The sequence below is a fragment of the Effusibacillus pohliae DSM 22757 genome (assembly GCF_000376225.1).
Lineage (GTDB): Bacteria > Bacillota > Bacilli > Tumebacillales > Effusibacillaceae > Effusibacillus > Effusibacillus pohliae.
Map to the genome: position 1 here is coordinate 1 of NZ_AQXL01000130.1, position 23,857 is coordinate 23,857.

General features: G+C 58.8%; 22 protein-coding genes, 1 pseudogene and 2 riboswitches. Of the genes and pseudogenes, 18 read left to right on the forward strand and 5 right to left on the reverse strand.

All coding sequences use genetic code 11. The features are described 5' to 3' along the window. Positions 1-423: 423 nt before the first annotated feature. Positions 424-2,784, forward strand: coding sequence for a S8 family serine peptidase (locus tag C230_RS20530; protein WP_169332855.1), 2,361 nt, complete (start codon positions 424-426; stop codon positions 2,782-2,784). Between the two features lie 114 nt (positions 2,785-2,898). On the opposite strand, the gene bluB is transcribed toward C230_RS20530, so the two are convergent. Genes bluB through cobK form a run of 3 tightly spaced genes read right to left on the reverse strand, consistent with a single transcriptional unit; the run spans position 2,899 to position 5,066 of the window. Beyond that, on the reverse strand, positions 2,899-3,579 hold the full coding sequence (gene bluB / locus C230_RS0114180) for a 5,6-dimethylbenzimidazole synthase (protein WP_018132713.1): 681 nt from the start codon (positions 3,577-3,579) through the stop codon (positions 2,899-2,901). Positions 3,580-3,616: 37 nt separating this feature from the next. Beyond that, positions 3,617-4,300, reverse strand: coding sequence for a cob(I)yrinic acid a,c-diamide adenosyltransferase (locus C230_RS0114185; RefSeq protein WP_018132714.1), 684 nt, complete (start codon positions 4,298-4,300; stop codon positions 3,617-3,619). Beyond that, the gene (cobK, locus tag C230_RS0114190) at positions 4,275-5,066 is read right to left on the reverse strand and encodes a precorrin-6A reductase (protein ID WP_018132715.1); all 792 of its coding nucleotides are present in this window, start codon (positions 5,064-5,066) and stop codon (positions 4,275-4,277) included. Before cobK ends, C230_RS0114185 begins: the two co-directional genes overlap by 26 nt. 164 nt (positions 5,067-5,230) lie before the next feature. Further along, a riboswitch (cobalamin riboswitch) is annotated at positions 5,231-5,410 on the reverse strand. Between the two features lie 375 nt (positions 5,411-5,785). Between cobK and C230_RS23020 the strand changes: the two genes are divergently transcribed. The 14 genes and pseudogenes from C230_RS23020 (at position 5,786) to C230_RS0114260 (ending at position 19,617) form a co-directional block, all read left to right on the forward strand. Continuing rightward, positions 5,786-5,947 (forward strand): hypothetical protein, encoded by a 162-nt coding sequence (locus tag C230_RS23020; RefSeq protein WP_018132716.1) that lies wholly within the window; start codon positions 5,786-5,788, stop codon positions 5,945-5,947. 51 nt (positions 5,948-5,998) lie between these two features. Continuing rightward, positions 5,999-6,226, forward strand: a riboswitch (cobalamin riboswitch). A 205-nt stretch (positions 6,227-6,431) separates the two neighbouring features. Further along, the gene (locus C230_RS0114200) at positions 6,432-6,629 is read left to right on the forward strand and encodes a CbtB domain-containing protein (RefSeq protein WP_018132717.1); all 198 of its coding nucleotides are present in this window, start codon (positions 6,432-6,434) and stop codon (positions 6,627-6,629) included. 117 nt (positions 6,630-6,746) lie between these two features. Beyond that, entirely contained in the window at positions 6,747-7,886 is a 1,140-nt protein-coding gene (locus C230_RS0114205) for a hypothetical protein (RefSeq protein ID WP_018132718.1), read from the forward strand. A gap of 37 nt (positions 7,887-7,923) precedes the next feature. After that, positions 7,924-8,574, forward strand: coding sequence for a precorrin-8X methylmutase (locus C230_RS0114210; protein ID WP_018132719.1), 651 nt, complete (start codon positions 7,924-7,926; stop codon positions 8,572-8,574). 30 nt (positions 8,575-8,604) lie between these two features. After that, positions 8,605-9,828 (forward strand): cobalt-precorrin-5B (C(1))-methyltransferase, encoded by a 1,224-nt coding sequence (locus C230_RS0114215; protein ID WP_018132720.1) that lies wholly within the window; start codon positions 8,605-8,607, stop codon positions 9,826-9,828. Next, positions 9,794-11,086, forward strand: coding sequence for a precorrin-6y C5,15-methyltransferase (decarboxylating) subunit CbiE (gene cbiE, locus C230_RS0114220; protein WP_018132721.1), 1,293 nt, complete (start codon positions 9,794-9,796; stop codon positions 11,084-11,086). The genes C230_RS0114215 and cbiE overlap by 35 nt, the downstream gene beginning before the upstream one ends. Beyond that, positions 11,083-11,790 carry a precorrin-2 C(20)-methyltransferase gene (gene cobI, locus C230_RS0114225; RefSeq protein ID WP_018132722.1) on the forward strand — a complete coding sequence of 236 codons (708 nt, stop codon included), beginning with the start codon at positions 11,083-11,085 and terminating at the stop codon, positions 11,788-11,790. Before cbiE ends, cobI begins: the two co-directional genes overlap by 4 nt. Positions 11,791-11,794: 4 nt before the next feature. Further along, positions 11,795-12,571: pseudogene (cobM, locus tag C230_RS20535) on the forward strand (precorrin-4 C(11)-methyltransferase); the annotation flags it as partial. Between the two features lie 170 nt (positions 12,572-12,741). Then, positions 12,742-13,992, forward strand: coding sequence for a cobalt-precorrin 5A hydrolase (locus C230_RS0114235; RefSeq protein WP_018132724.1), 1,251 nt, complete (start codon positions 12,742-12,744; stop codon positions 13,990-13,992). Continuing rightward, positions 13,989-15,386, forward strand: a complete 1,398-nt coding sequence (locus C230_RS0114240) for a cobyrinate a,c-diamide synthase (protein WP_018132725.1) — start codon at positions 13,989-13,991, stop codon at positions 15,384-15,386. Before C230_RS0114235 ends, C230_RS0114240 begins: the two co-directional genes overlap by 4 nt. 117 nt (positions 15,387-15,503) lie before the next feature. After that, positions 15,504-16,478 (forward strand): sirohydrochlorin chelatase, encoded by a 975-nt coding sequence (locus C230_RS0114245; RefSeq protein ID WP_018132726.1) that lies wholly within the window; start codon positions 15,504-15,506, stop codon positions 16,476-16,478. 27 nt (positions 16,479-16,505) lie between these two features. Next, a complete protein-coding gene (cobJ, locus tag C230_RS0114250; protein ID WP_018132727.1) occupies positions 16,506-18,176 on the forward strand; it encodes a precorrin-3B C(17)-methyltransferase in 1,671 nt (556 codons plus the stop codon). 183 nt (positions 18,177-18,359) lie between these two features. Further along, entirely contained in the window at positions 18,360-19,127 is a 768-nt protein-coding gene (gene cobA / locus C230_RS0114255) for a uroporphyrinogen-III C-methyltransferase (protein ID WP_018132728.1), read from the forward strand. A gap of 148 nt (positions 19,128-19,275) precedes the next feature. Then, on the forward strand, positions 19,276-19,617 hold the full coding sequence (locus tag C230_RS0114260) for a DUF962 domain-containing protein (protein ID WP_018132729.1): 342 nt from the start codon (positions 19,276-19,278) through the stop codon (positions 19,615-19,617). A gap of 105 nt (positions 19,618-19,722) precedes the next feature. Here the strand turns inward: C230_RS0114260 and C230_RS0114265 are convergent, their stop codons facing one another. Both C230_RS0114265 and C230_RS0114270 read right to left on the reverse strand, forming a co-directional pair. Then, the gene (locus tag C230_RS0114265; protein WP_018132730.1) at positions 19,723-20,178 is read right to left on the reverse strand and encodes a MarR family winged helix-turn-helix transcriptional regulator; all 456 of its coding nucleotides are present in this window, start codon (positions 20,176-20,178) and stop codon (positions 19,723-19,725) included. A gap of 3 nt (positions 20,179-20,181) precedes the next feature. Next, the gene (locus C230_RS0114270; RefSeq protein ID WP_018132731.1) at positions 20,182-20,670 is read right to left on the reverse strand and encodes a glutathione peroxidase; all 489 of its coding nucleotides are present in this window, start codon (positions 20,668-20,670) and stop codon (positions 20,182-20,184) included. A 265-nt stretch (positions 20,671-20,935) separates the two neighbouring features. On the opposite strand from C230_RS0114270, the gene C230_RS0114275 reads away from it, so the two are divergent. The 3 genes from C230_RS0114275 (at position 20,936) to namA (ending at position 23,857) form a co-directional block, all read left to right on the forward strand. Next, the gene (locus C230_RS0114275; protein WP_018132732.1) at positions 20,936-21,583 is read left to right on the forward strand and encodes a YjbE family putative metal transport protein; all 648 of its coding nucleotides are present in this window, start codon (positions 20,936-20,938) and stop codon (positions 21,581-21,583) included. Positions 21,584-21,828: 245 nt separating this feature from the next. Then, a complete protein-coding gene (locus C230_RS20540) occupies positions 21,829-22,782 on the forward strand; it encodes a ketopantoate reductase family protein (RefSeq protein ID WP_018132733.1) in 954 nt (317 codons plus the stop codon). A 55-nt stretch (positions 22,783-22,837) separates the two neighbouring features. Further along, positions 22,838-23,857 (forward strand): NADPH dehydrogenase NamA, encoded by a 1,020-nt coding sequence (namA, locus tag C230_RS0114285; protein WP_018132734.1) that lies wholly within the window; start codon positions 22,838-22,840, stop codon positions 23,855-23,857.

Here is a 23,857-nt window from a genome sequence, read left to right on the forward strand (position 1 = left end):
CATCCAGGTCAGGAGCCTCACAAAATTGCATATAGGACTGGACATCAGCAAAGAGGGCGCTGTAACATGAAGGCATAGTTATTGTTGTACCCGGTAACAACCGGGCACCGGAAGAGAGACTCAGAGGCGGCCAACCTGCAGGGTCTCTCTTCCTTTTTTCACCTCCGTAATGATTGTCGTTACGATACGGATCATGATACGACAATCATCCGAAGAATCCTCCGACATTGAACATGACAAAAAACCGCTCACTCGCCGCCAAATAGCGTGAGCGGTAACAGGATTGAACAACTCACAACCACTTTGTCAATTAGCCGAAAGTATGGGAGAAAAGTATACTTTCGTGTAATCCCTGGCACCCGTTTGTCCACCTATAATAGAATTATTCGATATATCATCATGCGATGAGGGGGATGAATGTCGGTGAAAAACCATTTAATCAGTGCTTTCCTGACGTCGGTGCTGATCACCGTCCCGTTCGGGAGTGCAGGGCTTCCCCAGCACCAGGCGTACGCGGCAAACGCTGTTGCAATCGACCCGAGTCTGCTGTCGAAGCTGGACAGCATGGGGGATGCGGACACGCTGAAGGTGATCCTCACCTACAGCCAGCAGCCCACGCAGGACGATTTGAATACGCTAAAAGCGCTGGGCATTCCCGCAGGTACGGTGTTGCATGAGCTGCCGATGGTGATCGCAACGCTGACGAAACTGCAGATCCAGAAGCTTGTACAGTCTTCGATTGCCAATTTGCAATCGGTTTATGCGGACAAACAGTTGCACTATTTCCTGGACAAGTCGGTTGCACAGATCGGCGCTGCCAAAAACCGGACGACCCCCAGCATGGGATATTCCGGAAAAGGGGTTGGCGTTGCGGTCGTCGACAGCGGTATTGACGGTACGCATCCCGATCTGAAATTCGGTTCCCGGGTGATCCAGAATGTGAAGGTCGTGGGGAATGAAACCGTTTCCGATTTTGTGGCGCCTTCCTATTTGGAAGGGGTTCCGGATACGGATAATGCGGGTGGGCATGGCACCCATGTTGCAGGCATCATCGGCGGAGACGGTACTGCCAGCGGCGGCAGGTATGAGGGAGTGGCACCCGCGGCCAACCTGATCGGCGTGTCGGCCGGGGCCACCCTGCTGATCACCGCTGCTGTGGAAGGGCTTGACTACGTATTAACCCACCAGTATCAATACAACATCAAAGTCGTGTCCAATTCTTGGGGTACAACCGGATCGTTCGATCCGAACGACCCGATCAACCAGGCGACCAAAATTCTGCACGACCGCGGGATTACAGTTGTGTTTGCCATGGGGAACGAGGGCCCTTCCGCCAATACGCAAAATCCCTATGCGGTCGCTCCCTGGGTGATCGGGGTGGCGGCGGGTACGAAAGACACAGGGTTACTGGCCGATTTTTCATCGCGTGGGATTCGCGACGACGCTCTCTATCATCCGACGATCACAGCGCCCGGCGTCGATATCATTTCTGCTCGCGCCAAACAGAGTGTCCTGACTCCCTTGTCGGCAAGCAAGGATGCGGCGATGATACAGACCGCGTACCAGCCGTATTATACGACCATGAGCGGTACTTCCATGGCAACTCCGCACATCTCCGGAGTTGTGGCGCTGCTAACGGAAGCGAATCCGGCATTGACACCGGATCAGGTCAAACAGATACTAATGGACACGGCTACGCGCATGCCCGGCTATCAAGCGTTTGAAGTGGGAAGCGGCTTTGTCAACGCGTATGCGGCCATCGACAAGGCGCAGCATATGGAGCGCAATTATGGAGCGGTGCTGAACCAGACCTTCAATGCAAAATTCAAGGGATACGTGGATGCGCTCGATCCTACGGATACCGTGTGGGATCCGACGACACCAGTCACGTTCACAATGAATGTAAACGACAATGCGGTCGTTTCCGATTTGACGATCGCTTGGGACAATCCGGCCAATCTGCTGCAGGTGATAGTAACCGCACCCGATGGCAGTTCAAAAGTCTACAGTGCCTATTTGCTTTCGGCCGTCTATGGCACCCAGACGTCCATCACGTTGCAAACGCCGCAGAAAGGAACCTGGAAAGTCGAAGTTTCGGGCTACCGGGGAACGATCGGGGTGCCGGACACGGTTCATTTTTCCTACCGCACGTATTACGGAACCTTTACGGGACTGAATGACGTGGCCGGAACGCCGTATGAATCGGCGATTCGTGCGGCAGTTTCGAAAAGGTTGATCGACTCCGCGAATGCAAACGAGTTTAAACCGGATCAATCGATTACCAAGGGGGAATTGGCCCGCTGGATCGCGTCCGATTTGGAAATCCGTCAGAATCTGACGCAGCCTGTTCCCTACAGTGACGTCTCCTCGTTCCTGGCGCCGTTTGTGGCGGCAGTCACTGCGAATGCGGCGCCGATGCGGGATATTTTCTGGACGGGCGGCAGTGTGATGAGCGCATGTTCCGCCACCCGGTTCGGTACAAACGACAAGATCACCCGTTCTCAGTTGGCGGTTGCACTGGTGAAAGCGATGGGATTGGACGAACTGGCCCGGCAGAATATGAACACCAAAACCTCATTTACCGATGATGACCAGATCCCGCCGGAAGATCGCGGCTACGTGGTGGTCGCAACGCAAAAAGGGATCATGAAAGGGTATGTCAACCAGTCGACAGTCGAAGGAGCCGCACCGACTTTCTCGTTCAGGCCGAATGAAACTGTTACTCGTGGGAGCTTGGCTTACAACCTGATGAACACCTACAATTTCTTCATGAGTGGCAAGTAACGGTGAGGAGGCACAATCTGCAGAGGAGGAAGCGGTCAATGCTTCCTCCTTGATTTTTTCAGCAGTATTGTCTGCAGCACGGGATCTGCATCCCTTTTTGAAGGTCCTGTGGTTTCATGTCTGATTCAACGGAATTGCGCGGTTGGGGGCTCCCCATTTTTCTTCAAACACGAGTTCCGCCAGCGGAATCCGATCGCGCCATCCCGCCGATTCCAGCAACGGCCGGTTTGGAAATGCCTCCACATATCCCAGCGAGATGAGGCCCACCGGGTCGATGTGCGGCGGAATGTCGAGGATGTGGCGGATGTCCTGTTTTTTGAAAATCGACACCCAGCCCATCGCGATTCCTTCTGCCCGCGCGGCCAGCCACATGTTCTGGATGGCGCAGGAAACGGAAAAAACGTCCGTTTCCGGAATCGAGTTGCGGCCCAGCACGTGCCGGCCGCCGCGGGTCGGATCGCAGGTGACGCAGATCGTCAAGGGCGCCTGGAGGATGCCTTCCACTTTCAGCTTGAGATACAGATCCTGCCGTTCGTCCTCGAAATGGAGCGATGCGGCGAGGCGCTCCCGGTCCACTGCATCCCGCAGTTGCTGCTTCACCTCCTGCGAACGGATGAGAATAAAGTTCCAGGGTTGCATAAAGCCCACCGATGGCGCATGATGGCCGGCGTCGAGGATGCGGGCGACCGCCGCTTCATCCAGCGGGTCCGGCAGAAAACTGCGGATGTCCCGTCTTTCGTAAATCGCTCTGTAAACGGCGGCTCGTTCTTCCGGGCTGAAAGCGTGGCGGCTCATTGTGTCTCTCCTCCTGCTGGGTGCAATGTGTGGCGTTTCATGATGTCTCTCCTCCTGTCGGGGACTCGGCTGGGGTTGCGGTATCGGGGGAATACGCTGGGCTGGAACCTGTACAAGCTGTTTCCGCCGATTCCCTACCACTGTTTTGGCCCATCGCGTGCCGGAACACGTTGCGCGACCGTTGGTACTCCCGGTCGGAGCGTCCGCAGCGTGCGTTCGCTGCGCGGGCCATCGCAAAAAACAGGTCCGACAGCCGGTTCAAATAGCGCAGGCATTCCGGGTTGACCGGTTCCGTTTGGGAAAGGGCCACTACCCGCCGTTCCGCCCTGCGGGTGACCGTCCGGCAGATGTGCAGCTTGGCGGCGGGTCGGGAGCCGCCCGGCACGATAAATTTTTTCACGGGTACCGCCTGTTTCAGATAGTGATCGATCAGCGGTTCCAGCCGCTCCACCATGCCGGCTGACACCTTGTACGGGCGCACTTCGCCGACGGTGGCCAGGTCGCTGCCCACGTCAAACAACTCTTGTTGGATGTCCTGCAGCACATCCGCCATATCCTGCAGGTCGACCGGCCATTCTTCCAGCAAAGCCAGGGCGTCGCCGACAAACGAATTGGCCTCGTCGACCGTGCCGTACGCCTCGACCCGCAGGTCGTGTTTGCTGCGGCGATCGCCGACGAGCGCCGTCGTCCCCTGGTCACCGCTGCGCGTGTAAATGCTCATGCGGAACCGCCTCCTTGATCGCCCGAATCAGATCATCGGCCGCTTCATACACCCGCCCGTAGTCGATGCCCGGCCGGCAGATGACAATCACGTGCACCCCGTTGTCTAACGCCGCTTTCACCTTTTCCTGGACGGAACCTTCCGCACCGGACTCCTTGGTGATCACCGTGGTCACCCCGTAATGGCGGTAGAATGCAGCATTCAGTTCTTCCGAAAACGGCCCCTGCATCGCCACGATGTTTTTTTGCGGAATGCCCAGTTCGGCGCATTTTCGCATGTTGTCTTCCGTCGGCAGCATGCGGGCGATCAGCCGGATGCCTTCGACTCCGTTTAACACCTCGACAAAAATGGGCAGGGTTTTCGAGCCGGTCGTCAGGAAAATCGTGCCTTTTCGCTGCAACGCCGCCTCCGCCGCCTCCCGGTAATCGCGGACATAGGTGATCAACGGATGGTCGGACAGAATCGAGCCGGGCCGTTCGTAACGAAAATAGGGAATCTCCGCCGCCGCGGCCGCCTGTATCGCGTTTTGCGATGCGATTTCGGCAAACGGATGGCTGGCGTCGACGATCGCGGCCGCCTGTTCGTGGTGAATCAGTTCAATCATCTCATCGGACGTTTTGCGACCGACCGTCACGGCCAGCCCCGCTTCCCTAAGCGATTCGGCCGCCGATTCGGTGACAACCGACGCGAGCAGCGGATATCCCTGCGCCTGCAGTTTGACTGCCAATTCGCGGGCATCGCTGGTGCCCGCCAAAAAGAAAATCATGATACTCCCCCCAACAAAAATTCCCCTCGCCAGGGAGGGGAAGGGCACGGCAGGACGGATCCAGCAGCCAAGCATGGACAGCTTGCCGTCTCGCGTGACACCTCCCCATCTCCCGTAGGTGCGATCATGCCGGTGAAGCGCGTGGCTGTCACCGACACGATTTCGCGGTGCCGTTGGAACAGGCAGGTCTCCTGGCTTCGAATCATCATCCTGCACTCCCTTCCCAAGCATATGCCCAGTGGATTGCGCGCAGGACTCTTCGTTACAGTGGCGGGACCGCGGTGGATTTGCACCACACTTCCCTTTTCACCCCGGATCCGGGGACCTGTTCCCGAACTGTTCAATTTTTGTGTTGCTTTGATGTATTCGGAGTGGCAGGCAGAAAATCCTTCCGCCCGAACATTTTTTTTGATCATGGACGATCAACTCGGCGTTGCCTTTGGATTGGGGCCCCGGCAAAGTACTCGGACTAGGCTTCGAAGCGATGCGACACTTTGCGGGGTGATGTGGCGGCCACTCTGACTGTTGCTTGGTACGACAACTCTCGCTTTATCTGATGCTTGCTTTTATTACCCATATGTTCACTCCATTATAAATATTCTGAAAAATATCTTGACTGTCCAGCATATTATACCACAGGGAAACGATGTAAAGGGGTTTGCGGCAATGATGATGTTGGTCGCAGGAGTGCTGGCAACCTCGTGGGGCCTGCTTGATGTTTGGATCCTGGCTTCCAAACGGTGGACGTCATCCTCGGAATCCTCACCTACCGCGTGTTTACCCGCGGCATGCTGCGAACAGCGGAAAATCAGGTGCGGCAGGGCGCACTTGTCTGGATGTATCGTGGGCGATTCAAATTGGGTATGGACAAACTTTCCTGACACCCCGTATACTGGACACGAATATTGAATTTTTGCAAGGCATACAATTGCATAGCGAACTCGTCTAGGTGCCCCAGATCGCTGGGGGTAACAGGGAATCGGGTGCAAGTCCCGAGCGGTCCCGCCACTGTAACCGGCGAGCTCTCTTTCATCGATGCCACTCGAACGGTCGGCACGGCTGTCAAACGGCTGTGCCCGCGATCGGTTCGCACCGTCGGGGAAGGCGAAAGAGCGTGATGACCCGGAAGCCAGGAGACCTACCTAGTTGCGAGCACACCGCAAGGTACCTTCGAGGAAAAGGTACGGTGTTGGAAGTGGATGCCTGCTGCCCGAGCAGTGGCTGTGCAGGTTTGCCCTGCTTTTGCACCTCAGCCTTTCCGGCTGGGGTTTTTTGTTGGTGGTGTGCGCAGTGTCAAACGTTCAGGCATGCGGGGGACGGCTTAGCACTCGGCAAAGAGGCCTGACGGAGAGGGAGGTGAGACAGATGAGCACCCTGGTGCAAAAATATGTCGCTTTGCAGACAAGTCCTGCAGTCGCCAAAAGCTTATATGTGTTGCAATGGATTCTGCTGATCGCCTGGATTCCGGTTACGCTGTACGGTCTGTTCTTTTCTCCGATTGCCGCGTTGCATGACGCGGTGCACCCGGCCCGCCACGGGGTAACGATCGTGCCCTGCCACTAAACGTTGCCCGACAGTCCCCCGCATGCCTGAGGGTTTGAAAGACCGGTTCGCGCGTGCAGGATGCATACAGAACGTTTGTCAGATGTCAGATTCGGTTCGGTAAAGGAGTTTTTGTTCATGAAAAAATATTGGTTTCGCTTCTCGGTTTTACTGGTTCTACCGTTTTTGATCATCGGCGCCGTGATGTTTGGCGTGGCGATTTTGGAAAGTTACGAGGAAAAAGGGGAGTTTCTGGTGCCCGAACGGCCGCCGGCGCATGAACTGGCCCGTGTCTCCTACCAGTTTGTCGATCCTGCCACCAAGCAGCCGCTGCATGACGTATCGGTGCATGTGGAAATCGAGAAAACAAAAGCGCTCAATCCCTGGCTGTATGTGGGTTACCTGCGGGAGGACCATCAGGGAATCGGCCTCGTGCAGGTGATGGATCTGCATCTGTACAATGGCAAGCTGGAGCTCGACACGAACTTCTGGGACGCGGGTTCCTATGTGATCGCCTTGCACGCCGCCGCTCCCGGCCTGCAGCAGCCGATCGACGCCAAAATTCCGGTCGAGGTGAGAGTGCCGCTGGGCCAGTTGATCCGCACCTTCGCTCTGTTTGTGGCGATTTTTGTAGCGGCGGTGGCCAGCGGGTATGTCGGCGGATCGCTGGAAAATCCGTTCCGTAAAAAACAGGCGACTGCAGCGGTGTTGCGCAGGTCTTCCACCGTCAGCCTGCTCGCATTGGCGGTTGCCGGTAGTTTGCTGGCCCATCCAAAATTCGCCTGGGCGCACGGACACGGTACGCCATCCAGTCCGCCGCAAACCGTTTCGTTGGCCAACCAGCAGATCCGGGCCGAGTTGAAAGTCAATCCGGCGGAACCGGTGCAAAAAGGAGCACCGGCCCATTTTGCCATCGAGCTGCGGGATGCCAAAACCGGACAGCCGATGCACGGGCTTGACGCGTCCGTCTCGTTGTACCACGTGGATGACAACCTGACGATGTTCGCGACACGCACACAAATTCCCGACGGTCTGCTGGAATTCGACTACGCGTTTCCCGATACGGCCGAATACAAGGTCGTGCTGCACGCTGCGCCGGATTCGCCGCAATCGTCCTTGCGGGCGCCGTTTGACGGCGAGTTCACATTTGAAGTGCCGCCCGTGGATCCAAGCCCGGTGGCCCAACTTCGCGCCGGGATGCTGATGCTGGCAACCGTTATCGCGGGCCTGGCGCTGGGGGCCCTGGCCGGCAGGCGCAGCAGAATGGCCGCTGTGTAGAAAACAACAAAGGCATACGAGCGAAGGAGTGATTTTGATGTCGTTTGTGCCGTTGACCACCCAACCGCAGGAGATCGAGGAGAAGAGCTTCCAGATCATCGCGGAGGAACTGGGCGAACATCCGTTTACGGAGGAGCAATTTCCGATCGTGCAGCGGGTGATTCACGCTTCGGCCGATTTTGAGCTCGGCCGCTCCCTCCTGTTTACCCCGGATGCGGTACAGTCCGGCATTCGGGCGATCCGCGCCGGCCGCCCGGTGGTGGCGGACGTGCAGATGGTGGAGGTCGGGATTTCCAAGCCGCGGCTGGAGAAGTTTGGCAGCACGGTGCATTGCTTTATCTCCGATCCGGATGTGATCGAAGAAGCGAAACAATTGAACACCACCCGGGCGATCGTCTCGATGCGGAAAGCGGCCCGGCTCTGCGAAGGCGCGATCGTGGCGATCGGCAACGCGCCCACCGCTCTGCTGGAGCTGATTCGTCTGGTGGAGGCGGGAGAAGCGAAGCCGGGCCTGATCGTCGGGGTACCGGTCGGATTCGTGTCGGCAGCCGAGTCGAAGGAACTGCTCAGCAAGCTGCAAGGGGTGCCGTTTATCACCAATATCGGTCGCAAGGGCGGCTCCCCGGTCGCCGTGTCGATCGTCAACGCCCTGTCGCTGCTGGCAGTACGGGAACCGGCGGAAAAATAGGGCGGACAGCACATCGGGATTGGGTCGAACATGGCGAAGCAAGCCGATCGGATGAAGGAACCGGACGGGCGGGCTGGCGGACAGGATGCGCAGGACGGGGGGCGATCCGATACAGCAGCACCGGAAGCGGACCGGCGGGCTGAGGAAGCCAAACCGTTGCGCCACGGCTATACGACCGGCGCATGCGCGACGGCGGCTGCGAAAGCGGCGACGCATGCGCTACTGACGGGGGAGGCGTGGTCGCATGTGACCATCCGCATCCCGGCCGGGATGGACGTCACGTTTGAAGTGCACAACCTGGAGGTGACCCGCGATATGGCCGCCTGCTCCGTTATCAAGGATGGCGGAGACGACCCGGACGCGACACATGGCGCCCACATTTTCGCCACCGTCACGTATGCGGATCAACCGGGGATTCAGCTGGACGGCGGCGTTGGCGTGGGCCGGATCACCAAGCCCGGCCTCGGGCTGCCGGTCGGCGATCCGGCGATCAATCCGGTGCCGCGGAAGATGATTGCGCAAGCGGTGACGGAAGAAGCGGGGGATCTGCTGGCTGGACGCGGCCTGCGGGTTGTGATTTCGGTGCCGAACGGCGAAGAGATCGCGAAAAAAACGCTCAACGCCAGACTCGGCATCATCGGCGGCATCTCAATCCTTGGCACCACCGGCCTCGTCAAGCCGTTTTCTTCCGCCGCGTATATCGCGAGCGTCAAGCAGGCGATCGATGTGGCGGTGGCGAACGGCTGTGACCATTTGGCGCTGACGACCGGCGGCCGCAGCGAGCGGGTGGCGCAGGAAGCTTTGCCGGAATTGCCGGAAGAAGCGTTCATCCAGATGGGGGATTTTGCCGGTATCGCGCTCAAGCATTGCGCCCAAAAGGGTGTAAAAAAAGTTACGCTGTCCGGCATGATGGGCAAATTTTCGAAACTGGCGGCCGGGCACATGAACCTGCACTCGAAGGGGTCACAGGTCGATTTTGAATTTTTGGCCGGTGTGGCGGCCCGGGTCGGTGTGCCTGACGAACTGTTGGCCGAGATACGGCAGGCCAATACAGCCAAGCAGGTGGGCGACCTGTTGGAGGCGGCCGGGCATCGGCGTTTTTTCGCATTGTTGTGCTCAATGATCAGCGAGGAATGCAAGCGGTACGCCGGCGGCATGTTGGAAGTGGATACGATTTTGGCGGAGTTTGATGGACGTATTATCGGGAGGGGGTCGACCGATGCATCCAGTCCGAATTATCGGGATTGGCGATGACGGACCGGCGAGTTTGAGCGCGGCCGCCTTACAGTGGGTGGAAGCGGCCGATCTGCTGGTCGGCGGGGAACGGCATCTTGCTTTTTTTCCGAATCTGCGGGCGGAAAAATGGGCGGTGCAGGAAGGACTGGCGAAAGCGGTGCAGGTGATCGATGCCGCGCAAACGGCCGGCCAACAGGTGGTGGTGCTCGCCTCGGGGGATCCGAATTTTTACGGAATCGCCGGGTATCTAGGGAATAAACTGGGCAAGGAACGGATTGAAATTCACCCCGGCTTGTCGTCGATCCAACTGGCGTTTGCCCGGTTGAAGGAAAGCTGGCATGACGCGTTTCTTGCATCGGTGCACGGCAAGACGCGGGACAAGGTGGCCGATTGGGTGAGGACGCATCCGAAAGTGGCGCTGCTGACCGACCCGGAGAACACGCCGGCGGCGATCGCGAACGATCTGCTGGCATCCGGGATCCGTGGCGTGAGGGCGTTTGTGGGGGAAAATCTGGGCGGAGCGGACGAGCGAACCGGCTTGTACACGCTGGAGGAGCTGGCGGAGCGGGAGTTTTCGCCGCTGAACGTGCTGGTGTTGCTGCGGGAAGAGGAGGCCGGGGGAGCCGCAACGCCGGCGGATGGCTCCGGGGACGGCGGCCATCGTCCCTTTTTTCCGATGGGGATTCCCGACCGCCAGTTTTACCAGCGCAAACCGAAGCGCGGCCTGATCACCAAGTCGGAAGTGCGGGCTGTGACGCTCGCCAAATTGCAGATCCGGCCGCATGACATCATCTGGGACATCGGGGCGGCCACCGGATCGGTCGGGATTGAGGCGTCCATGCTGGCTCCCTACGGCCACGCCTACCTGATCGAAAAAAACGAGGAGGACATGGACATCCTCCGGGCCAACGTGGAGAAGTTCGGGCGGACGAACGTCACGTTTCAATGCGGCAAGGCGCCCGACGGGCTGGAGGAATGGCCGGATGCGGACGCGATTTTTATCGGCGGTACGTCCGGGCAGATGCAGCCGCTCCTGGAAATGTGCGTCCGCAAACTGAAACCGGGCGGGCGGATCGTGCTGAATGCGGCGACGATCGAGAATTTGTACGGGGCGGTGGACGGGTTCAAGCGGCTCGGCATGCACGTGGAGATCACCATGCTGCAGGTGGCGCGGAGCAAACCGATCTTAAATCTGACGCGGTTTGAATCGTTTGACCCTGTGTACATTGTGAAAGCGGTGCGAATGGAAGACCGGGAGGAGACGGACGAGGAATGAACATCGGCAAACTGTACGCGATGGGCGTGGGCCCAGGCGATAAGGAACTGATCACGGTAAAGGCGTACCGCATTCTGGCGGAAACGGACGTGATCGCCTATCCGCGCAAACTGAACGGGGACAGCTATGCGTTGGCGATCGTGGAGGACTATCTGCCGGACGGGGTGGAGCGGCTGGGGCTGCACTTCCCGATGACGCGTGACAAAGAACTGCTGCAGGCGAAATGGGAAGCGATCGTGCAGGAAGTGTGGGAGAAGCTGGCGGCCGGCCGGAATGTGGCGTTTGTGACGGAAGGGGATCCTTATTTTTACAGCACGGCGATCCATCTGACGCGGTTGATGAAACAGCGGCACCCGGAGGTCGAGATCGAAGTCGTGCCGGGAGTCTCCTCTGTCAACGGGGCTGCCTGCCGGCTGGACATCCCGCTGGCGGACGGGGATCAGCAGCTGGGGATCATTCCCGCCACTTACGATCTGGACGCGATGCGCAAAGCGCTTGAGGAACACGATACGGTCGTGTTTTTAAAAGTGGCGAAAGTGCTGACCGAAATGATCGGCCTGCTGAAAGAGATGAACCTGGTTGACAAAGCGACCGTCGTGACGAAGGTCGGGTCGCCGGAGGAAGTGATCTACCGGGACGTGGCCGCGTTGGAAGGAGAGGAGCTCGAATATTTGACCCTGATGATCGTGAAAAAAGGGGCGTGATCGCGTGGCGGGTAAAGTCTATTTTATCGGGGCGGGGCCGGGCGATCCGGAGCTGATTACCGTGAAAGGCAAGCGGCTGATCGAGCAGGCCGACCTGATTTTGTACACCGATTCGCTGGTGAACGAAGCGGTTGTGGCGGACCACAAACCGGGTGCGGTTGTCGAAAAAAGCGCCGGTCTCACGCTGGAGGAAATCGTCGCCCGGATGGTGGAGGTGGCGGCGGCCGGCGGCACGGTCGCGCGGGTGCATACAGGCGACCCGGCTGTCTACGGGGCGATTTTGGAGCAGATCGTGCATCTCAACGAAGCGGGCGTCGAATGGGAGATTGTGCCGGGCGTGTCGTCGGTGTTCGCGGCCGCGGCGGTGCTCGGCGCAGAATTGACGGTGCCGGAGCTGACGCAGACGCTGATTTTGACGCGGGCGGAGGGGCGGACGCCGGTGCCGGAAGGCGAGAAGCTGAAGGATCTGGCGAAGCACGGGGCGACGATCGCTCTGTTCCTGTCCGCCACGCTGATCGACAAAGTGGTGGCGGAGTTGCGGGAAGCGGGCTGGAGCGGGGAGACGCCGGTGGCGGTCGTGCAAAAAGCGACCTGGCCCGACCAACAGGTGCTCCGCTCGACGCTGGGGGAAGTGGCGGGCGAAATGAAGCGACTCGGCATCCGTTCGCATGCGATGGTGCTCGCCGGAAAAGCGCTCGATCCGGCACTGCAGTGGTCGCATCAGCACAAGTCGAAGCTGTACGACAAGACCTTCGCCCACCGCTATCGGCGGGCGGTGAAAGAGGAAGACGATACGCGGGCGGGTGCCACCTGCAGTTGCAGCAAACACCAGCCGGACGCATTGCAACAGGTGGGCGTACCGGAACAGCTAGTCACCGAACCGATCGTATCACATGGTGAGCAGTCGACCGGTCGGCCTGAACGACACATGGCAGTGCGAGGTGAAGCGTAATGCGGATTGCAGAGAACCCGAAGGCGTACGCGATCGTCGGCATCACCAAACATGGGGCGGAACTGGCTCGCCGCCTAGCGGCGCGGATGCCGGATACCGACCTGTACCTGTCGGAAAAATTCCTGCAGCCGGGCGAGGCGCAAAAGGTCTACTCGTTCCCGACGAACGTAAGGCTTCTGCTGGAGCAGGCGTTTCACCGCTATGAAGGGTGGATTTTGCTGATCTCGCTGGGGGCGGTGGTGCGCATGATCGCACCCGTACTGAGAGATAAAAAAACCGATCCGGCCGTCGTGGTGGTCGACGATAAAGCGCAATTCGCCATCTCTGTGCTGTCGGGCCATCTCGGCGGGGCTAACGCCCTGACCGAAAGGGTGGCAGAGATTCTCGGCGCGACGCCGGTGGTGACGACCGCCTCCGATGTGTCCGGCACGATCGCGGTCGATCTGCTGGGGCGCGAGTTTGGCTGGCAACTCGACGACGACCGGCACGTCACGCCCGCATCGGCGGCGGTGGTGAACGAGGAACCGGTGGCGGTCATCCAGGAAACGGGGGAACCCGGCTGGTGGCGGCGAAAATCGCCGATCCCGCCGCAAATCCAGGTGGTACGAAGTCTGGAGGAGGCGAGAGCGGTGCGGCCGCAGGGGTTCAACGCGGTGCTCTGGATCACCGATCGGCTGTTGGCCGAGCCGGAACTGGCAATCGCTCCGTACCGGGTGATCTACCGGCCGAAGTCAATTGTAGTGGGGCTTGGCTGCAATCGCGGAACCTCGCTGGAAGAGATCGAAAACGTGGTGTTTGCAACATTGGACCAGCAACGGCTGTCCTGGAAAAGCGTCGCGTGCATCGCAACCATCAGTCTGAAAAAGGACGAGGCCGGGCTGTTGGCTCTGTCCGAAAAATTCGGCTGGCCGCTCGTGGCATACGAGCCGGATCAATTGAACACCGTACCGATTCCCAACCCGTCCGAAACCGTTTTTAAGTTTACCGGCGCCTACGGGGTCAGCGAACCGGCCGCCTTGTTGGCTGCCGGGACAGACCAGCTGCTACTGGAAAAAGTGGCGAGCGGCAATGTGACGATCGCGCTGGCCCGGGTCGATTTTGCCCAGAAGCTGGGGGCCGCCACATCGGATGGGGCCCGGGGAGAGGATAACGCGAACGGGTTTTGGCACGGAGAGGGCCAGGGGAACGGAACAGCGACTTCACGGAAGCCCGGGGTATCCGCTTCTGTTGAGACGGAGGTGACAACATGAACCGGATTCCCCGCCTGGTGGTGGCCGGCACAGGCTCGGGAGCCGGCAAAACCACCTTGACGGTCGGCCTGATGGCCGCTTTTCAAAACAGAGGGCTGCAGGTGCAGGGGTACAAGGTCGGCCCCGATTACATCGATCCGTCCTATCACACGGCGGTGACCGGCCGACCGTCCCGCAACCTGGACAGCTGGATGCTGACACACGATGCGATGCGGGAATGTTTTTGGCGCGGCGCAGCGGGGGCGGACCTGGCGATCATCGAAGGCGTCATGGGCTTGTATGACGGAAAGAGCCCGATCGGCGACCGCGGGAGCACGGCGGAAGTGGCGAAATTGCTCGACGCGCCTGTGCTGCTGGTGCTGAACGCGCATGCGATGGCACGTTCGGCGGCCGCTGTCGTGCTTGGCTTTCAAAAATTGGATCCAGCCGTCCGCATCGCCGGCGTCATCGCCAACAAGGTCGGCTCGAAAGGGCATTTTGAGATCGTCAAGGCGGCGATTGAGCAGGAATGTGGAATTCCCTGCCTCGGCTATCTGGAGCGGGACGATGCCTTGACGATGCCGGAGCGCCACCTCGGTCTGATCCCGGCTGTCGAGCGGGGCGAATTGAGCGGGTTGTTTCAGCGGCTCGCCGGGAAGGTGAGCGAAACGGTCGATCTGGACCGCTTATGGGAACTGGCAAGCGCCGCCCCCAGCCTGCAGCCGCCAGGCCACGCGCTGTTCCCGCGGGAGCAGGCGGCCCCGCGCGTGCGGATCGGTGTCGCCCGCGATTCGGCGTTTAACTTCTACTACCCCGAGAACCTGGAACTGCTGGCCGCTCACGGGGCGCAGCTGGTCTATTTTTCGCCGCTTGCCGATGAGCGGTTACCGGACGATCTTGACGGGTTGTATATCGGTGGCGGATTTCCGGAAGAGTTTGCGGCACAGTTGTCGGCACAACAAGCATTGATCGAAGCCATACGCCGGGCGCATGCGGCCGGCATGCCGATCTACGCGGAATGCGGGGGACTGATGTTTCTCTGCCGGAGCCTGACTGACCGGCAGGGGCGTGAATATCCGATGGTCGGACTGGTTCCCGCGAACGTCAGGATGCAAGGGCGGCTGGCGGCGCTCGGATACCGGGAGGCGGTTGCAGCCATCGATCACCTTTTGTTGCCGGAAGGAGAGGCGGCGAAAGGACATGAGTTCCATTATTCCGTTCTCACGCCGGAGATCGATCCGTACCCATGGGCGTGGCGTTTGTCCGGCCGCTCAGGGGAGACCCCGGAAGGATACGCCGACGGAAATCTGCTCGCCAGCTACACTCATTTGCATTTTGGGTCGAATTTGCGAATCGTTCATTCACTGCTCGCCAGGTGCGAGCAGTTTCGAGCGCGACGGCAGAAAAGGGAATAGCAGCCGCGCTTACGAAGGAGTGCCCACAAGGAAACGCGTAAAAACGGGGGCGCAAATGAAGGAGCTACAAATAAAGCATGTCCCGCCTGATGGATACGGCACGAAGGGGGATTCGAAGTGCAAGAAGCGGTGTTGCTGATCGGCCATGGTAGCCGGGATGCGGAAGGCAACCGGCAATTTGAATCATTCGTCGAGCGGGTGCGGGCGAGAAAACCGGATACCCGGATTGAATTGGCCTATTTGGAACTGGCCCGCCCGACGATCGGCGAAACGATCGAGCGCCTTGCGGCGGAGGGAGTCACCGCGATTACTGCGGTACCTGTAATTTTGCTGGCGGCAGGTCATGTCAAAATCGAGATTCCGCACATGCTCGATGAAGCTAGACAACGGCATCCCCAACTGCAAATTCGCTACGGCAGGCACTTGGGGCTGCATCACGCGATTCTGGAGATTATGGAGGAAAGGTTGCAAGCGGCGGAAACAGCCGGACACAACCGACAGGACACAACCGTTCTGCTGGTTGGCCGTGGGTCGAGCGATCCGGACGCGAACGGAGACTTGTACAAATTGGCGCGAATCCTGTGGGAACGCACTGGGGTGGCCCATGTGGAAACCTGTTTTATCGGGGTCACTTATCCGGATTTTCCAGGCGGCGTAAGACGGGCGGCCAATACAGGAACTTCCAGTGTGATTGTGCTGCCCTATTTTTTGTTTACCGGCGTTCTGATGAAACGGATGGAAGCGATGCTGCAGGAGTTGTCGCTGCAATTTCCGGCTGTAGCGTTTTCGCTGGCTGATACTTTCGGCTATCACCCGAAACTGGTTGACATCGTCAGCGACCGGATCGAGGAAGTGGCAACCGGCGAGGCCAAGATGAACTGCGACATGTGCAAATACCGGCTGCATGCGGCTCATCATCACGATCATGACCACGATCACAATGAACATGAACATGGGCATGGGCATGGGCAGCCTCATACGGCGGGCGAGCCATCCCATCATCATGCGGCACACGGGCATAACCACGGCCATTCGCCGCGCCAGGAGGAACCCGTTCCCCACCATGCGAGCGGCGTGAAGCGAAACGTCTGACATGCAACCGGGAAGGAGGGAACTGGAATGGGGAAAATTTTTGTCGTCGGATTCGGACCGGGCGCCTATGAACATATGACCGAACGGGCGCGTGTGTCGATCGAACAGAGCGAGATGGTGATCGGGTACAAGACGTATGTCGATATTGTAAGCGGCCTGCTGACCGACAAGCAGATTGTGCGCACGGGCATGACGGAAGAAGTCTCGCGGGCACAGGAAGCGGTCAAACAGGCAAAAGCGGGCCGCACGGTCGCCGTCATTTCGTCGGGGGAATCGGGCATCTACGGGATGGCGGGACTGGTTTACGAAGTGCTGATCGAACAGGGGTGGAAGCCGGGAGACGATCCGGAAATCGAAGTCGTACCGGGCGTGCCGGCGCTCGCTTCCTGCGCGTCCCTGCTGGGGGCACCGTTGATGCACGATTTTGTCTCGATCTCGTTGTCCGATTTGCTCACGCCCTGGGAAGTCATCGCCAAGCGGGTGGAAGCGGCGGGAATGGGCGATTTTGTCGTCGTTTTGTACAATCCCCGCAGCGGTCGGCGGACGCGGCAAATCGTCGAAACGCAGAAGATTCTGCTCAAATACCGTTCTCCCAAGACACCGGTCGGCCTGGTGAAAAGCGCGTTCCGGCAGGCGCAAAACGTGGTGGTCACGACGCTGGAAGAGATGCTCAACCATGAGATCGGGATGCTGACCACCGTGATTATCGGCAATTCCACAACGTTTAACTACCATGACCTGATCGTGACGCCGCGCGGCTATCAGCGAAAATACACTCTATCCCGCGAAGGTGGCCGGTTGGAAGGACAGCCGCGGGGGGTGCAGCCGAGTCCCTGGTCGCTTGATGCCACGGTTCCGGTTGACTTGGAAGCGGGCGCTGATTCAAATGGTCCCGTTGGTACCGACTCGCGTGTTGCTGTCCCGATGCAAGCGAACGGAGCGGCCTTCGCAACCGCGTCGGCGCCTTCCCGCTTGTCGGCAGCGACCACCGAAGAGGACAGGGCCGCGTCATCCGATGCAATGGCCACCGCTCCCATACATCCTAATTTTCTGCCTGTGTTGGAGATTGCGGTATCGCCTGGTGTTGCCAACAAACAGTTCACGCCCACCCAACTCACAGGCATTGCGGAACTGCTGGGCGAACACGGCACGATCACCTACACACCGAGTCACGAGATGATCCTGAAAATCCCCGGCGGCGATCCGCATCTCGTCAGCCAGCGGCTGCTCGACATGGGACTGTTGATCTCTCCGACCGGATTGAAAGCGCAGATTGTGGCATGCGATTTTTGCGATGGAGAGAAGACGGAAGCGATTCCGTACGCGGAAGAATTGCATCAGCTTCTGCACGGGCAGGAGATGCCGAATGAACTGAAAATCGGCTTCAACGGATGTGCCATGGCCTGTTACGGCGCCGTCATGGAGGATATCGGCGTCGTCTACCGGCGCGGATTTTTTGAGGTCTATCTGGGCGGCAAACGGGGCGGATGCTCGCCGCACCCTGGACAGAAAGTGGCGGAAGGCGTCTCGCCGGAGGAACTGGTCGGCATCGTGCAGCGAATCGTCGAGGAATATCAGGCGAACGCCCATCCGAAAGAGCGGTTTCACAAGTTTATGAAGCGGCAGGGGGAGGTCGCAGGCTTTCGCTGGGACGGATCGGTTCCTGTGAAAACGGTGGAACCGGTGTGTGGAGAGTAGGCGCATGTCCGTCATTCGCTTCCCGTTCTTTGTCAGTCCCTGTGGAACTTGTGGGTGAAATGAATCGGGTGTGCCCACCAAAAGAGTTTGGACGCTATCCTGACAAAAGTAATTGACTTTTACGGTTTTATGCGGCAAAATGCGGATAAGTTGAGTAAGGGAGAGCCGGAAGGGGGAGGGGAGATGGGAAAAGGGAAAGTCTATCTGACCGGGGCGGGTCCTGGGGACCCGAAGCTGATCACGGTCCGCGGATTGGAAACGATCCAATGTGCCGATGTGATCGTCTATGACCGGTTGGTGTCCAAAACGTTGCTCGAATATGCGCCGGCGCATGCGGAGTTGATTTATGCAGGGAAGCTGCCGGACAATCATACGCTGCGGCAGGGGGAGATCAATCAGCTGCTGGTCCACCATGCCTTGCAGGGGAAGACGGTGACCCGGTTGAAGGGCGGGGATCCCTTTGTGTTTGGCCGCGGCGGGGAAGAGGCGGCGGTGTTGGCGGCCAACGGGATCGAATACGAGATCGTGCCGGGCGTCACGTCCGCTGTTGCGGTTCCCGCCTACGCCGGCATACCGGTCACCTATCGGAACGTTGCGGCCGCTTTTTCCGTGATCACCGGATGCGAAACCCCGGACAAACGGAGTTCCGCGATCAACTGGCAACGCTACGCCGCGTCGGATGAAACGCTGGTGATCCTAATGGGCATCCGCAATTTGCCGGCGATCACCGACAACCTGATCCGCCACGGCCGTCCGGCTGATACCCCGGTCGCGCTGATCCGCTGGGGAACCTACCCGCAACAGGCGACCCTGACCGGCACCCTGCAGGACATTGCGGACAAGGCGGCACAGGCCGATTTTCAAAATCCGGCCGTGATCGTCGTCGGTGAAGTGGTGAAGCTGCGGGAGTCGCTCAGTTGGTACGAGAACATCGGTGCGTTGCCGGTATAGCCCCTTTTCAGGGGCTATTTTTATGAAACTTGAGCCGGGATACGGTTGGCTCGATGAATGACCCTCCGGTATCTGGATAAATCGCAATAGATTTTGCATAATTAAGTTATTGTATACAAGGAGATCTGCAAGGGAAGGAGAGGGGAATGTGAGAATCCAGTCGTACCGCGAATTTTGGCTGTATTACGTGAGCGAACATTTGCATCCTTATACCCGGATTTGGCATGCCATCGGTACCACTTGCGTGATTTTTTTGTTGCTGGTGAGCCTGTTCACCGGGAACGGGTGGTGGCTGCTGCTGGTTCCGGTTGCAGGGTACGGGCCCGCATGGTTCAGCCACTTCAAAATTGAGAAGAACAGGCCGGCGACCTTTTCCTATCCACTCTGGTCGTTGCGCGCCGATTTTCGGATGTATGGACTGATGCTGACGGGACGCATGTCGCAGGAGGTGGAGAAAGCGAAGCGTTGGCTGGCCAGCCGTTCGATATAGGGAAACATCCGGTCCGCTTTGAAGTGAAAATCCCGTGCCAACGCGTGACACTTTTGTTGACAGCAGGCACGGGATTTTCGCTTTCCGTCCCATTCGTCCGTGAGTCTACCGATTTTCCAGCGCCAGATTTTGCCTGTGGACACGCTGCAGCAGACGTTGAAATTCTGCCAACAGGCGTTGCAACTCATCTGCTGTCAACCCGCTTCTGCATAACAGCTCGTACGGCACTTCGCGGGCGGCTTCCTGCAGGGCTTTGCCTCGTCCGGTCAAGCGGATGCGAACCTTCCGTTCATCCTCGTGGGAACGCTCTCTTGCCACCAGTCCGGAGGATTCCATCCGTTTCAACAGAGGGGTCAAAGTCCCCGAATCGAGATACAGCCGCTCCCCCAGCTCTTTCACGGTGATGCCGTCCCTTTCCCACAATACCAGCAGGACCAGGTATTGCGGATAGGTAAGGCCCAATTTTTCCAGGAGGGGACGGTACAACTTCGTGATTTCCCGCGAACAGGCATAGATGGTGAAACAGAGCTGGTTCTCCAAAAGCAGCGAACGTTCGTTCATCGGTTACTCCTTTTGCGCCAACAGCCGACGAACATCGGGCTCCAGTTTGTCGGGCGATACGGAGGGGGCGTATCGTTTTACTACTTGGCCTTTGCGATCGACCAGGAATTTGGTGAAATTCCATTTTATAGCTTTTGTGTTCAGGATACCCGGCGCGTGTTCCGACAAGTAGACAAACAAAGGATGGGCATCGGGACCGTTCACGTGGATTTTTTCGAACAGGGGAAATGTCACGCCGTAGTTCAGTTGGCAAAATTGTTGGATCTCCCCGCTGTCTCCGGGCTCCTGATTGGCAAATTGATTGCAGGGAAAGCCCAATACCTCAAAGCCTTCATCCCGATACTTCTCATACAAACCTTGCAGTTCCTTGAATTGAGGCGCAAAACCGCATTTGCTGGCCGTGTTCACAATGAGCAATACTTTTCCCTTGTAATCGGCAAGCGATTTGGGTTCACCGGAAATCGTCCTGGCGGAAAACTGGTACAAACTCATCCGCTGTTCCTCCTATTGGTCGCTAAAAATTAAATTGTTAAAAATTAAATCGTTTGATCTGAGAATACCACACTTGGAAAAATGAATCAACCCCATGCATACTTGTCCCTTACCGCTGCATAGCCTGATACAGGTGGATCGAATCAAGCACATGGCACGTTTCCCCTGCCGGATGTCAGAATCATCTGCGGCGGGTTGCGGCCGGGTGGTCACTGCAGCGGGAGAGTTCGTTGTCGTTGGTTGGTGGATAAAGGAGTCGAGCGGCATGAATGGATTCTGGTTCCAGTTGGGCGAGATCGTGCTGGTCAATCTGGTGTTGTCGGGGGACAACGCGTTGTTGATTGCGATGGCTACGTCTGGTTTGCCACGGCGGCAACGGCGGCTGGCGATGGCGCTTGGCATTGGCGGAGCTTTGCTGATACGGCTGGTGCTGACCGGCCTGGCGGCGGAAGTGATGGCTGTCCCGTTTGTACGGTCGGCCGGGGCCCTGCTGCTGACGGTCATCGCGTTAAAATTGATGATTCAGGATGAGGCTCCGCCGTCGATAGGGGGCGGCCGTACTCTGCTGGCGGCGGCAGGGACGATTCTGCTGGCTGATTTGACGATGAGCATCGACAACGTGGCGGCGATCGCCGGTATGGCAGCAGGCAACCTGCCGCTGCTGACAGCCGGGCTGATCATCAGCATGGGGTGTATGCTGGTTGCCAGCGTATGGATCGGTTGGGTGCTGGAACGGGTTCCGCAACTGATGGCGATCGGTGCCGGCATTCTCGCGTGGACAGCCGGGCGTATTTTGGCGGAGGATACCGGTGTATCCCATTTTGCAGGAAAATATGTTTGGGGCATCCTGCTGATCCTCTCGCTGGTGCCGGTGGCGATGATGGCAAGGAAAACGCCGGACAGCAGCCGGTAGACCGGCGGATGACGGCCGCCACTTTTGCGTGTAGGTGGTGGTTTTGATGTGATATCATAGGATATCACAGGGAGAAGGTGTTGGTGATGAACGAACAAAAGGCGTTTGTGATCAACCGGTTGAGCGCTGGGCGGCGGGGAGAGAGACACGGGTAGCGGAAACAGACAGCAGAGGGAGCCGCGTCAGAGGACGTGGAAATGGGTAGGGTCAAAAAGTTTGGCTAGTGAAAAACAGGAGGTGTAGCGGTGGACGGAGCAGAACCGATTCGCATCGGCGTGTTGGGGGCGGGGGCGGTCGGCAAGTTGACGGCGGCGGCGCTTGTTTCATCCGGAATGTCGGTCCGGCTGCTGGTCCGTCGCCAAGAACAGGCGGCCTCCCTTCGCCAAAACGGACTGGTGCTGGTGAATTCGGATGGCAAGCGGCTGCGTTTCCCGGTTGCTGTTTCGGCCGATCCGGTTGCCGAAGCTGTTGACCTCGTGATGGTCACCGTCAAAAGTATCGATACGGAACAAGCCGCCCGGCAGGTCGCCGCCATGCCGGGAACACCCTGCGTGCTCTCGTTGCAAAATGGGCTTGGCAACGGCGAGACGCTGGCTGCTCTGCTTGGACCGGAACGCGTCTTGCTGGGGGTTTCCACCTATGGCGCGACTGCTCAGTCCGACTACGAAGTGGCAGCGCGAGGCTCAGGGGAGCTTGTGGTGGGCGGGTATCTCGGTTGCCACCCGCTGGCGGACAAGCTGGCTGCGATCTTTTCCAAAGCGGGCTGGAACGTGCGGGTCAGCTCCGACATGCAGCGGGAGGTGTGGAAAAAAGCGCTGGTCAACATCGGGATCAACCCGGTCACCGCGATTCACCGGGTTCCCAACGGGGCGATCCTCGAACGGCCGGACTTACGGCAGATCGCCGTGGCCGCAGTGTGGGAAGCGGGGCAAGTGGCGCAGGGGCTCGGTGTCCTGTCGGCAGATGAGGCAGCAGCCGGCGTGGAGCGGATGCTTCTGGTGTGCCGGGCCACGGCGGCGAACAGGTCGTCCATGCTGCAAGATGTGGAAAAAGGGCGGCGAACGGAGATCGGGTCGCTGAACGGGGCGGTTGTCCGAATGGCGGACGAACTGTCCGTCGCCACGCCGGTCAACCGGGAATTGGTCAACCGAATCCGGCAGATTGAGGCTGGCAATTGTGATGGCGCTTACTGTACTTAAGTGAGTAAAATGAATACGATTGTAGTTGCAAACAACTTCCAGGGAGGCGGTCAGAGTGCCATCATTGTTTGATCCATTTGAACTGAAGGGACTGCAGCTGAAAAACCGGATCATGATGTCCCCGATGTGCCAGTACCAGGCCAACGAAGACGGAACGGTCGCCGAGTGGCATTACGTTCACTACGGTTCGCGTGCAGTCGGCGGCGTCGGCCTGGTGATGGTGGAAGCGTCCGGGGTGGAAAACCGAGGACGAATTACGACGCGGGACGTTGGAATTTTTTCTGATACGCACATTCCGGGGCTCCGGCGCATCGTGGATTTCTGCCATACATACGGTGCAAAAATCGGTATTCAATTGGCGCATGCCGGCCGCAAGTCGGAAGTGGCGGAAGAACCGAACGTGGGCCCGAGCGCGATCGCGTTTTCCGAGAAGTACCGCGTGCCGCAGGAACTGACTGTGGAAGAGATTCAGCAAATCGTTGAGGCGTTCGGGCAGGCTGCGCGGCGGGCCGTGCAGGCCGGTTTCGATACGGTCGAGATCCACGGGGCTCACGGGTACCTGATTCACGAATTTTTGTCCCCCATTTCCAACCGGCGCACCGACTCATATGGCGGCAGCCAAACCAACCGTTTGCGGTTCCCGCTGGAAGTGATCGCGCGGGTAAAAAAAGAGCTTCCCCCCGGCATGCCGCTGCTAATGAGGGTTTCGGCCACCGAGTATGCGGCTGACGGCTACGACGTGTCGGATATGGTGGAGATGGTCAAACAGTTTAAGGAAGCGGGCGTGGATATGATCGATGTGTCGTCCGGCGGGAACCTGCCGGTCGCGCCTGTCCAATACCCCGGCTACCAATTGGCGTTCGCCGAGCAAATTCGCAAGCAGGCGGAGATTGGCGTGATCACCGTCGGCCGGATGGAGAGTCCGCAACTGGCGGAGGAAACGATCCGCAACGGGCGTGCCGACATCGTGGCGGTAGCGCGCGGTCTGCTGCGCGACCCCCACTGGGCGAAAACGGCAGCCGTCGCACTCGGAGTGGAAATGGAGATGCCCGGCGTCTACCGGATGGGCTATTAA